Genomic DNA, 10845 nt, shown 5'->3' with positions numbered 1-10845 from the left:
AGGCCGCGCCGGCCTGATACGCGGCGCATCCTCCGGTGCCCGGCGTCGCCAGCTATCCGCCAAGCCAATCCCGCGCACGCCTTTTTCAACAGTCTCGACCGGTTATGACACCAGCGACTTTCCCGATTGAGATGGTATTTTGCGATTATGGCTCGGTTAGCCGGTGCCACCTGAAACATCGGGAGCGACCTTGGGGTCGGGGTCCTGCGCCTTGCCGGTTGCGGGTGCCGCCTTCTGATGCGGCATGGCGGTGAGATAGGCGACGATTGCGTCGACATCCTTCTCAGCCACCGGCGCCTTGTACACTTCGCGCATCTTGGTGACGGTCGCCTTCCATTGATCCGCCGATAGCGCAGGCTGGGTCAGCGCCATACTGGCCGAGTGGCACGAGGTGCAGTTGGCGTTGACGACGTCGGCGTGCGGACCATCGGGATAGGTCGCGTCGTCGACCGGCAGGTCGACGCTGGTCGAGGTAAGCGAGAAGCCACGGGCCGACACGCTGACGGGGGGCGCCGGCTCGGACGTCTCGGAGATCGGGGCAGACGCCTTGCGGCTGCTCGGCGCACCTATCGAGATGAGGACGATACCGGTCAGGCCAATCAAGCTAGCGGCCATGATGCCGGGAGACGGGGTCTTCATGCTACTCGCTCCTCAGGCCGCAATGATGGTAGTGATTTCGATGTTGCCGCGCATGAACCCGCCGGGGTTCCAGATCGGCTTCATCGGCTGAGCGACACCGTTGGCGTTCCAGCAGCGCACCATGATGGGGTTGGGACCGTGCCTAAGCGGCACGCGACCATCCCAGCGCCGGAAACTATACTTGCCCTCGTCCGCTCCGAGCGTCGTCCTGTACCAAGTGCGGCCACCATCGGATGAGACATCGACCTTGGCGACGCCGCAGTCGCCGCCCATCGCGATCCCGCCAACCGGGATGGACGCTTCATAGGCGATCGCCTGGCCATCCGGCAGGCTGGTCATCCAGCTGCGCGGGATCATGCGATTGATCGGCACGGTCGGGAAGTCCTTGGCACCGGGCGCGACATTCGCGCCGGGTGTAGCCGGTATCTTGTAGGCCTTGGCCATCCAATACTGGTCGTCAGGGCCGGGCAGTACCTCGATCGCGTTCAGCATCTTGACCCAGTAGGTCGAATACCAGCCCGGGACGATCAGCCGGCAGGGAAAGCCGTTGAGGAGCGGCAGCTGCTCGCCGTTCATGCCGAAGGCGATCATCACTTCGCCGTCGCGGGCATGGTCGATGTCGAGCGCCTTCTCGAAGTCAGGGGCGCCCGTCACAACCGGCTGATCGAGCGCGCCGAAGCGCACCTGTACCGCGCCTGCCTTGACCCCCGCGAGGTCCAGCACGTCGCGCAGGCGCACGCCGAGCCATTTGGCATTGCCCATCGCGCCGTTGCCCCATTGCGCGCCGGCGACACGCGGCTGGAACAACCCACGGCTGTTGCCCGAGCACTGATTGACCGCTGCCATCTCGACGCGCGGCAGGCGCAGCAGTTGGGCAAGGCTGATCGACAGCGGTCTGTTGACGTGGCCGAAGACCTTGAGGCGAAAGCTCTCGACGTCGATCGAGGTCGGGATGTCGGCCCAGTGCCAGCGGACGAAGAACTGGTCGTTGGGCGTGAACACCGACTTGTCGAACACGTCCATCGGCGTCTCCAACAGCGGAGGATGGATGCGTTGGAGGATCATGCTGCCCTTGCCAGGAAAGGCGCTGGTCATCGGCCGCTCGGCATTGCCGCCAGGCAGCTTCAGGTCGACGAGCTGCTGCGCCAGCGCAGGTGCTGCGGCAAGGCCGGCGGTGCCGAGCGCCGTACGCCTGAGAAAGCGGCGACGGCTGGTTTCACTCGCCAGCGCGGCGTCAAAATTGTCCATGACAAGGCTCTCCTGTGGCCAGCCACGCTGGCGGATCGAAGGGGCGTTCTGCAAATGATCGGACCGACTGATCCGATCATCAGGGTGGATCAGTTCGGGGTAGCGATGCAGGGCGAGACGAACAGGTTGCCGCGCCATGCTCCGGCGAGCGTCTTGGCACCGACCAGCAGCCACATCGCCGCGAGCGCGATCGTCAACACCGTGCCGACGATACCGAAGAAGCCGAGGTTCAGCGTCGTACCGAGGCGGAAGGTGGCGACGGTGTAGACGCCGAGCGGGAAGGTATAGCCCCACCAGCCAAGGTTGAATGGGACGCCGGCGCGCCAGTAGCGGATGGTGATGAGCGTCGCGAGCGCCAGCCACCACAGGCCGAAACCCCACAGGCAGAGCCCGGCGACGACGCCGATCCCTTGCGCGACGGTACCGACACCGACCAGCCCGTGCGCCGCGAGGATCGCCGGCGCATCCGCCCCAAGCACCAGCATACCCAGCGCCCCGGTGCCGATCGGCCCCAGCGCGAGCCAGGAGGATGCCGCCATGCTCTCGTGCGGGAGCTTGTGGAGCGCCATGCGCAGGATCAGGATAGCGAGGATGCCAAACGCGACCGGCACCGAATAGGCCCACAGCACATACGAGGTCGCGAGCGTCACGATCTGCGCGTGGGGATCGGTCAGATGCGGCGCGAGCAGCCCGCCGCTGGCACCAGCCACTTCCGCTGCGACGACTGGCAGCAGCCATACCGCGGTCATGCCGTCCAGGCTGTGCTCGTGGCGGGTAAACATCAGGTAGGGGATCAACACGCCGCAGGCGAGCGACATGGCGACGTCGATCCACCACAGGACGTGTGCGACCGGCACGATGCCGTTACCGAACCGCGCGATCCCGAAGGCGAGGCATCCGTTGATGATCGTTGCCAAGCCCATCGGGATGGTCCCGATGAACATCGACACGGTGTTGTGGCCGAAGATGCGCCGTGCCTCATGCCCGAACATCGCCCAGCGCGCGCCATAGAGACCGGCGAACAGGATGAAGAGCGCGATGTTGAAGAACCACAACACCTCGCCAATCGGTTTGAGCGCGGGGCCGATGCCGGGCACCTGTGGCAGCGTGAGGGCGAGGATACCGGTGCCCATCGTCGCGGCGAACCAGTTGGGCGTGAACTGGCGGATCATCTCGCGCGGATGGTCGAGCCGGCTGAGCGGCTTGAGGCCGGTCAGGGCCGAAGGTGCGTCGGCAGTCATGCGACCTGCTCCTTGATGAGGTCCGTCAGCGCGTCGGCCGCGCGGGTGCGATAGCGTTCCTTGTGGCGCAGCGCGTGGAAGGCGCGATCGGGTAACTCAAGCGGCAGCTCGACCAGATCGCCGGCCTTGAGCGCGCGTGCGACGACCAATCGCGACAACACAGCGACGCCGGCACCGGCCTCGACCGCGGTACGCACCGCCTCGTTGGACGGCAGCGTCATCGCTACAGTCAGCTGGGCCGGATCAAACCCGCGCGTTCGCAGCACGTCCTCGAAGGTCGAGCGCGTGCCCGAACCCTGCTCGCGGACGATCCAGCGTGCAGCGCGAAGCCAGTCCTCGTCGACACGCTCGGCGTCCCTGCGTCCGACCAGCACCATCGGATCGCGTCCGACTTCCCAATGCGCCAGCGCTGGTTCGTCCACTTCGCCTTCAACGAAACCGAGTTCCGCCGCTCCGCTAAGGACCTGCGCTGCCGCGCCTTCGGTGTTGTCGATCGCCAGCTCGACCGCGATCTGCGGGTGGCGCTCGTGGAAGGCGGCAAGCCTTGCGGGCAACCAGTAGCTTGCGATCGTCTGGCTGGCGACGATCCGCAACGAACCACGGGCAAGCCCGGCATAGTCCGCCAGCATCGTCTCGGCATGCGCTGCCCGCCCCAGCACCGCGCGCGCTTCCTCCAGAAAGCCGCGGCCCGCTTCGGTCAGCTGGATGCCACGCCCGACGCGGTGAAACAGAGGAACCCCGTAGCGCGCTTCGAGGGCCGCGACCGCGCCGGAGGCAGCGGACTGCGTGACGTTCAGCACCTCTGCTGCCTTGGTGACGTGTTCGCGCTCGGCGACACCGACGAAGATTCTGAGCTGCTCCAGGGTCATGCAGCTTGTATCGCGGAAACTGATCGATACGACCAACCGTTTGATCTGTTTGTTCCAATCTGGATATCGGAACGATTGGTAATCCTTCGTCTGCGATAGTCTTGAAGGCTTGAAGCGATCCGCGCGCTTGCGGCGTTGGTTCGTCCATGACTGATATGATCGAGCGCAAATCCGATCCCTACAACGCCGAGCCGACGCCCGGCGCGCTGATCGAGCGGTTCCTGACGCCGCAGGCGCTGTTCTACGTGCGCAGCCATGGTGCAGTGCCCGATCTGCCTGCCGATCACCGGATCGAAGTGAGCGGGACGGGCATGGCGAGCCGCTCCTTCTCGGTGGAGGAACTGAAAAGCGCGTTGGCCACGCGGACGGTGACGGCAGTTCTCCAGTGCGCCGGCAACCGGCGCACGGATCTCCAGCAGGTCGCTAAAACGTCCGGCGACCCCTGGGACGTGGGCGCGATCGGCAATGCGGAATGGACCGGCGTACGACTGTCCGACGTACTGGATGCCGTCGGTGCGCCGAATGCGTCCGACCTGTTCGTGGCGTTCACCGGCGCGGACGAGGTGGACGTCGAAGGCGAGGAAGCATTGTTCGGGGTCTCGATCGCCATGGACAAGGCGCGGCAACCCGACGTCCTTATTGCCTGGGCGATGAACGGCGAGCCGCTGACGCCCGAACACGGCGCACCGCTCCGCATGGTGGTGCCGGGCTATGCCGGGGTGCGGAGCGCCAAATGGCTGACACGGATCGAGGTGCGCGAGACGCCATCCGACGCATCGATCCAGGCGCACGACTACAAGCTCTTTCCTGCCGATGTGACGAGCGACACCGTCGACTGGAGCCAGGGTCTGACCATCAATGCCATGCCGCTCAACGCCGCGATCTGCGTGCCCGGCTCTGGCGAAAGCCTGCCGGCCGGGGAGGTGCGGATCGAGGGCTATGCCATCGCCTATGATCGCCGCGTCTCTCGGGTCGAAGTGTCGGTAAACGGTGGTCGCGACTGGCAACAGGCGACGTTCACCGATGATCCGGAGGCGCACTGGGGTTGGCGGCGCTGGACCCTCGACGCCACGCTCGCCAAGGGGCGCCAGCACCTTGTCGTGCGCGCCTTCGACGAGACTGGACAGGGTCAGCCCGAGCGGCCGGATACGGTGTGGAACTTCGCCGGCTATCTGTGCACCGCCTGGCATCATGTGCACGTGCTGGTCGAATGATCGAAGCATCAGCGGCATCGGACCTCGGCTTCTGGATCGATGCGATCGGGCGGCTGGTGGTGGCGACCGCGGCTGGGATGGTGCTCGGCTGGGAACGCTCGCGCGAGAACCGGCAGATCATGGGATTGCGAACGCTGGGTCTGGTCGGTCTGGCGAGCTGCATCGCCGTGCAGGCGATCGTGCACAGTGGCTTGCCGAACGTAAACGCCGATGCCGCAGGACGGGCGATGCAGGGCATTCTGTCCGGCGTCGGCTTCATCGGTGCCGGCGCGGTGCTGCGGGTCGGCCAGGGTCAGGAAGTGCATGGATTGGCGACCGCCGCGTGCATCTGGGTCACGGCCACGATCGGCGCGGCAGCAGGGTTGGCGGTGTGGCCGCTCATCATCGGCGGGTTGAGCCTTGCGATGCTCGTACTGTTCGCGGGCGCTCCGCTCGAACGTCGCATTCGCGAGCGGGCCAGGCTGACTCCGGCAGAGGCCGACCGGAAGGATGCCGAGCGCAAGCCGTGATCCCGCTGGTCCGCCCAGTGCCTGTCGGCGCTAAGAAGCGGCCAGGCGCTATCAGGAGACAAGCCCCGCATCGGCCTGGCGCCGGACCTCATCGGCGATCGGATGCAGCTCGGCAGCGGGTCGCTCGCCCACTACACTATAGCCGATCCCGTCGACAGCCCATGTGACCCGGCCCATGGTCCCGCTGGACGTGCTGGTCATGCTTGCGCTCTTGTCGATTTGCATAGGCCTCGTCAGCACCGCGAGCTTTGACGCTTGCGGTCCATCGTAGAGGAGAAGAACCGCAGGGCCGTGGGGCGTCGCGACCAATCGCCCCCCGCCATAGCGGTAACCGGCTGTGCTGAGGTCCGGGATGGTCACGCGCTCACCCAATCGGGCGGAGGTCCACCGGATCAGCATGGCGCGCTGGTCGGGGCCGATTTCCGCCGGTCGTATCCGGTCGGCGGCATAGACACGGAAATTGTCACTCGCCTCGTTGGCCAGCGCCGCGATGCCCGCGCGGGGTTCGCCGCTCCAACGCGCACTCGACCAGCCCCCGCCAAACCCGACCGCCAGCAGAAGCGACGCGGCGATGGCGAGTTGCCAACGCGGTTGGCGTTGCCGTCCCCTGATGGCTGCGACGCGCATCGTCGCCGGGATAGGTTCATCCGCGATTGGAGCGAAAAGCGATGCAAGGGCTCGCGCCTGCTCCGCCTGCTCCCGCAAACGGGCATGCACGTCCGGCTGGCCTTCAAGGTAAGCGTCGACCAGACGCTGCCGCTCGGGCGACAGCCTGCCATCGATCCACGCGGCCAGATCGTCCTCTCCGATCGGGCTGGTCATCGAATACTCCTTAATCGTGGCCGTTCACACTCCCGGAGGAGCGTCGCCAGACGGTCGCGCCCCCGCGATATGCGCGACATCACCGTTCCCAGCGGCACACCGACGACGGCAGCGACTTCCCCATATGACAGACCTTCGACGGAAATGAGGAGCAGCACCGTCCGCTGCTCCTCGGGCAACGCATCAAGTGCGCGCAACAGGTCTCGGTGGTGCAGGCCTGCGTCCTGATCGGCCGGGCGACCGAGCGCAACGTCGTCCACGAGGTGGAGCGGAACCGCCGTACCTCGCCGGACATGCTGCCGCTTATGATCGACCAACAGATTATGCAGGATTGCATAGACCCAGGGGCGAACCTCCGTCCCGCGTCGTTGCCGCCAGCGCCCGACCGCGCGCTCAAGGCAATCCTGCACCAGGTCATCCGCCATCGCCTGATCGCGCAACCACGACCGGGCATAACGGCGCAGACCGGGGACCAGGGGCTCGATCGCGGCGGCAAGCGGGTCCATCTCAGTCGCGCTGCACCTGCACGATGCGGCCCGGTGCGCCATTCACTACCTCGGCGACCGCCAGAAAGCGCCGGGGGGCCGCTGCACTGCCCTGAACGATCTGCCGGATCGGACCCGATGCGTTGACGATCGCCGCACCTGCCGGATTGCTCATGAAGTTCGCAAGCGGCTCTACCGCACCGCTGCCGTCCGCGTTGGCGGTGAGCACGAGCATGTAAGGCTTCTTGGGCTGCAAACCGGTAACGGCACTCTGCACGACCTGAATGATGCCCTGGTCGAAGAGGGTAATGCTGCTTGCCGCACCATTGCCGCCAACCGGCCCCATGTTCAGATGCACCGCCTTGCCTGCCGTACCGAGCGGTTGGAGATTGTCGGTGCCGGGGCCTGTCGGAACAGCGTTCGGCACATAGGCGATCGCCTGCGGTGCCTGTCCGACCGGCACGGTGGCAACGACCTTGTTGCCGGCGGTGTCGATCGCGGCAAGTTCATCGGCATTCTCCAGCCCGACATAGATGCGCCGGCCGTCGCCCGATGGCCAGACGCCGTGCGGCATCTTGCCGACCGGGATGGTGGCGACAAGCGCGAAGTCGGACGTGCGGAACACCTTCACCGCGTTTTCCCCGCCCACCGTGACATAGGCGAACTGTCCCTTGACCGTGCGGGCGAAGTTGACGTGATTGGTGATCGGTCCGGTATCCAGCACCTTGAGGATCGCGAAAGGCGGCTTGGCATCGAATGCGACCGTCTTGCCGATGTCCTTCAGCGTGAACCAAACCTGCTTGCCGTCCGGCGTCGCGGCGATGTTGGGACAGAACGGACTCGGCTGCGCCACCTGTCCGACCTGCGCGTGGGTCGAGACATCGAACACGGCCAGCACCGGATTGAATGAGGAACAGACATAGCCGTATCGGCCATCGGGAGAGAAGATCGTCATGCCCGGACCACCGGGCGTCTTGATGCGACCGGTCTCCTTGTACGTCGTGGGGTCGAGCACGGCGATGTAATCCTCGCCGCGTACCGTGACCCACACCTCCTTGCCGTCCGGCGTGAAGAACGCCTCATGCGGACTGCGCCCGACATAGGTCGTGTGCTTGACGGTGTTGGTGGCGGTGTCGATCCACGACACGGCGTTGGATCCGATCGACACGACCGCCAGTGTTTTCCCGTCCGGCGAGAAGCCGAGGCCGTGAACCAGCACCTGCCCCTTGTAGAGCGGGGAAAAATTCATCGGCTGCGGATCGCCGAGCTTGATGACGCCGAGCAACCTGTTGTCGGCCGGGTCCGTTACCGACACCGTGTTGGAGAATTGTTCGGATGCATAGACGCGGTCGCGGTGGCTGACAGGCACGTCCTTGGCGTTCCACGGCGCCTGCTGAGCCATGGCAATGCCCGGTGCGGCGCTCATCAGCAAGGCGGCCGAGCGCAGGAAGGTCCGGATCATGTCAGTGCTCCATATGGCTGTGGTGGTCGCCGCCCTGCGTCGGGGCTGGCGTCGAAGGGGGTAGCGGCTGACCGATCGCCAACTTCATGGCGGCGATCTCCTGCTGCTGATCGATGATGATCTCCTGCGCGATGCGCTTGAGCTGCTCGTTATGGCCGTAGCGCAGCTCTGCCACCGCCATATCAATGGCGCCCTGGTGATGCGGAAGCATCATCGCGACGAAATCGCGGTCGACGTCGCCGGACGGCTTGACCATCATGCCCGCCATCATCCGGTCCATCGCGGCAGATACCATGCTGGCGTAGCCATCGGCGGGGGCGGCCGCGACTGCGCCGGTGAGCATGGCCGAAGCAGTCAGACCCAGCATCCAATTTCGTCTACGCATAAGCCTCCTGCGGATCAGTCTCGAAAGGGTAGACGACGCCCGTCGGGGTTTATTCCATGGGTGAGCCAATTATTGATCCTCAGCAAAACAATCGTCTCATCGTGACCCTGCCGTTGGTTGACCAGGTCGCCGTCGGACAGCATATGCTCGGGCACGGCGATGGATTTCCGCCGGGCCATTCGGCCGAACCGCCCTCGCAAGGGCCGATGATTCCTACCAGGCGCCGTAAGGCAGCAAGGAGGAATCGTGCGCGCGACATTTCGCAATCTCTACGACCAGTTCAACATGGCAGCGTTCATTCGCGATCGCCGCACCCATGCCATGTCGGTGCTGCGGTGGGCTTTGATCCTGGTCCCGATGGCCGCAACGGTGGGAACGCTCTGCGCAGCCTTCCTGTGGAGCCTCGATGCCGTAACCCGGATTCGCTTCGCCTTTCCCTGGCTGCTCTACCTGCTGCCGATCGGCGGGTTCGTGGTCGGACTGCTCTACCATCTGACAGGGCGCTCGGTCGAAGGTGGCAACAATCTTATCGTCGAGCAGATCCACGAACCGGGGGGCGGCGTGCCGCTGCGCATGGCCCCGCTCATTTTCTTCGGCACGGTCGTGACACATCTGTTTGGTGGATCGGCGGGGCGCGAAGGCACCGCCGTGCAATTGGGCGGCAGTCTTTCCGGCGGGTTCGGGCGCGCCCTCAAGCTGGATACGCAAGCAACGCGCATCCTGCTGATGACCGGGATCGCGGCAGGGTTCGGCGCAGTGTTCGGGACGCCGATCGCGGGAGCGGTCTTCGCGCTGGAGGTGCTGGCGATTGGCCGGGTCGAGTATCGCGCGCTGGTGCCGTGCCTGGTCGCGGCACTGGTCGGCGACTGGACCTGTCTTGCCTGGGGCATTCACCACGGCATCTACCATGTCGATGCGACAGTGCCGGTCGACGCTCTAATCGTCATCAAGGTTGGCGTCGCGGGCGTCGTATTCGGGTTAGTCGGACTAGCTTTTGCAGAGGCCAATCATGCGCTGGGCGGATGCCAACCAACACCGCGACGCGATTAGACGCAAAATTGCAGACCTCACCGCGCTTGCTGGTGAACTCGACGCGCTAATAGATTCCTGTAGCCGCAACACCGTCGCCGACTGCCGGATCATCGAAGCACTTGCCCCTTCCGCATAGCGCATCGCTGCTGTCCGGTGGAATGATCGGCTTGCACCGCTTGGGCACTTCAATCCGTGGAGCTGACGATCGCACTTCTTGCCGCCACGTCATCCCGACTGATCTCGATGGTACAGCGCACCGTCTTCTTAGTCCTCACAGCTATCTTGTAGCAGGCTTGCACAGCCTTGCGATTTGCGGTGATGATCCGATCGGCTGCCGCGATGTTGGCGAAAGCATCCGGCCCAGCAGCTCGCATGAGGCGCTGCCCGGCTTCCCATTTCGGTAGGTCAAGCGTGCGCGCTGCCATCCACTCGGGCACCTGCCACTTCCCCGGGAGCTCGCGCGCGATGATCCCCGGCACGATCGTCCATAGCAGCGCCCCGCCCAGGCACGCTCCCGCACCGACCTGCCACAAGGTACGGCGCTGCTCGTCCGCACGGCGGGCAGAACCGCCGATACCGTGCAAAGCGGTCGTCGCCTTGTCCATCTTCTCACCGGCGGTCGCGATCATGCGCCGATCCTCGTCGCGGGCATGGCCGCCAGCCGCGACGATCCGGTCGGCGACATAGCGCGGCGCGACATTGTCCTCGGCCGTTTTCGCCAGCACGCCGACATTTTGCATGGTCGCGTTGAGCGCCTTCGCCATTTTCCCCAGCGTCTCGCTGTAATCGGGTATCTCCGGCACCTCGGCGCGCTCCGCGGACAGCCGCTCGACGGCGCGGCGCAACAGCGCAAGCTCACCGCGGACACCTTCAAACGCCTCCGCTGCGGCGTCCGGTTCGTGATCGTCACTCATGCACTTCTTCCCCTTTACTGCATGA

General features: G+C 65.3%; 11 protein-coding genes, 1 pseudogene and 1 riboswitch. Of the genes and pseudogenes, 3 read left to right on the top strand and 9 right to left on the bottom strand.

Annotation, left to right across the window (positions count from 1 at the left end; translation table 11 throughout):
* Positions 1–156 precede the first annotated feature (156 nt).
* From EQZ23_RS19305 to EQZ23_RS19290, 4 genes are all read right to left on the bottom strand, one after another.
* Positions 157–639 (bottom strand): cytochrome c, encoded by a 483-nt coding sequence (locus EQZ23_RS19305; RefSeq protein ID WP_056474033.1) that lies wholly within the window; start codon positions 637–639, stop codon positions 157–159.
* Positions 640–651: 12 nt separating this feature from the next.
* A complete protein-coding gene (locus EQZ23_RS19300; RefSeq protein ID WP_128456090.1) occupies positions 652–1887 on the bottom strand; it encodes a molybdopterin-dependent oxidoreductase in 1236 nt (411 codons plus the stop codon).
* Positions 1888–1976: 89 nt separating this feature from the next.
* Positions 1977–3128, bottom strand: coding sequence for a TDT family transporter (locus tag EQZ23_RS19295; protein WP_128456089.1), 1152 nt, complete (start codon positions 3126–3128; stop codon positions 1977–1979).
* Entirely contained in the window at positions 3125–3997 is an 873-nt protein-coding gene (locus tag EQZ23_RS19290; protein WP_128456088.1) for a LysR family transcriptional regulator, read from the bottom strand. Before EQZ23_RS19290 ends, EQZ23_RS19295 begins: the two co-directional genes overlap by 4 nt.
* Positions 3998–4143: 146 nt before the next feature.
* Here EQZ23_RS19290 and EQZ23_RS19285 point away from each other — a divergent pair, with 146 nt between their 5' ends.
* Both EQZ23_RS19285 and EQZ23_RS19280 read left to right on the top strand, forming a co-directional pair.
* Entirely contained in the window at positions 4144–5211 is a 1068-nt protein-coding gene (locus EQZ23_RS19285) for a sulfite oxidase (RefSeq protein ID WP_056454898.1), read from the top strand.
* Positions 5208–5720, top strand: coding sequence for an MgtC/SapB family protein (locus EQZ23_RS19280; protein ID WP_052149081.1), 513 nt, complete (start codon positions 5208–5210; stop codon positions 5718–5720). Before EQZ23_RS19285 ends, EQZ23_RS19280 begins: the two co-directional genes overlap by 4 nt.
* A gap of 51 nt (positions 5721–5771) precedes the next feature.
* Here EQZ23_RS19280 and EQZ23_RS19275 read toward each other — a convergent pair whose 3' ends face one another.
* Genes EQZ23_RS19275 through EQZ23_RS19260 form a run of 4 tightly spaced genes read right to left on the bottom strand, consistent with a single transcriptional unit; the run spans position 5772 to position 8856 of the window.
* On the bottom strand, positions 5772–6542 hold the full coding sequence (locus EQZ23_RS19275; RefSeq protein ID WP_037529333.1) for an anti-sigma factor: 771 nt from the start codon (positions 6540–6542) through the stop codon (positions 5772–5774).
* Entirely contained in the window at positions 6539–7048 is a 510-nt protein-coding gene (locus EQZ23_RS19270) for an RNA polymerase sigma factor (protein WP_128456087.1), read from the bottom strand. The genes EQZ23_RS19275 and EQZ23_RS19270 overlap by 4 nt, the downstream gene beginning before the upstream one ends.
* Position 7049: 1 nt before the next feature.
* Positions 7050–8489, bottom strand: a complete 1440-nt coding sequence (locus EQZ23_RS19265; protein WP_128456086.1) for a YncE family protein — start codon at positions 8487–8489, stop codon at positions 7050–7052.
* A 1-nt stretch (position 8490) separates the two neighbouring features.
* The gene (locus tag EQZ23_RS19260; protein ID WP_229668351.1) at positions 8491–8856 is read right to left on the bottom strand and encodes a DUF305 domain-containing protein; all 366 of its coding nucleotides are present in this window, start codon (positions 8854–8856) and stop codon (positions 8491–8493) included.
* A 164-nt stretch (positions 8857–9020) separates the two neighbouring features.
* Positions 9021–9097, top strand: a riboswitch (Fluoride riboswitch).
* A 62-nt stretch (positions 9098–9159) separates the two neighbouring features.
* Here EQZ23_RS19260 and EQZ23_RS19255 point away from each other — a divergent pair.
* Positions 9160–9897, top strand: a pseudogene (locus EQZ23_RS19255) (chloride channel protein); the annotation flags it as partial.
* Positions 9898–10091: 194 nt separating this feature from the next.
* On the opposite strand, the gene EQZ23_RS19250 reads toward EQZ23_RS19255, so the two are convergent.
* Positions 10092–10820 (bottom strand): DUF6118 family protein, encoded by a 729-nt coding sequence (locus EQZ23_RS19250; protein ID WP_192143182.1) that lies wholly within the window; start codon positions 10818–10820, stop codon positions 10092–10094.
* Positions 10821–10845 lie beyond the last annotated feature (25 nt).

Origin of the sequence: Sphingomonas sp. UV9, assembly GCF_004101245.1 — a bacterium.
GTDB lineage: Bacteria > Pseudomonadota > Alphaproteobacteria > Sphingomonadales > Sphingomonadaceae > Sphingomonas.
This window is presented reverse-complemented; position numbering and strand designations above follow the sequence as displayed.